This window comes from Flavobacterium sp. MEB061 (genome assembly GCF_000834715.1).
GTDB classification, from domain to species: Bacteria; Bacteroidota; Bacteroidia; order Flavobacteriales; family Flavobacteriaceae; genus Flavobacterium; species Flavobacterium pectinovorum.
The window spans coordinates 1-238 of record NZ_JXQR01000046.1; the positions used below are offsets into that span (position 1 = coordinate 1).

Below are 238 nucleotides of genomic sequence, written 5' to 3' on the forward strand. Positions count from 1 at the left end.
ATTCCATTTGCCAAAGCTGTAGTTGATGCTATTGCTACACCGCCTGTTGCAGTGCTATACCAAACTACATTAGCTTCGTTCACCTGAATATTAGCAACCGTTGGCGCATTTACCAAACAGAAATCTTGTGTATCATCTGTTGTGGTTGGTGTGCCAGGATCGGTAACTGAAATTGTTACCGCTAATCTTATAGCGCTTTCACAATTGGTTACCGGATCTAAAATAGCTCCGTAATAAA

The 238-nt window shown here is 41.2% G+C and carries 1 protein-coding gene; it reads right to left on the reverse strand.

What is annotated here, in order from left to right:
- On the reverse strand, positions 1–238 hold a 238-nt coding region (locus tag RT99_RS18895; RefSeq protein WP_042566305.1), incomplete at both ends, for a hypothetical protein.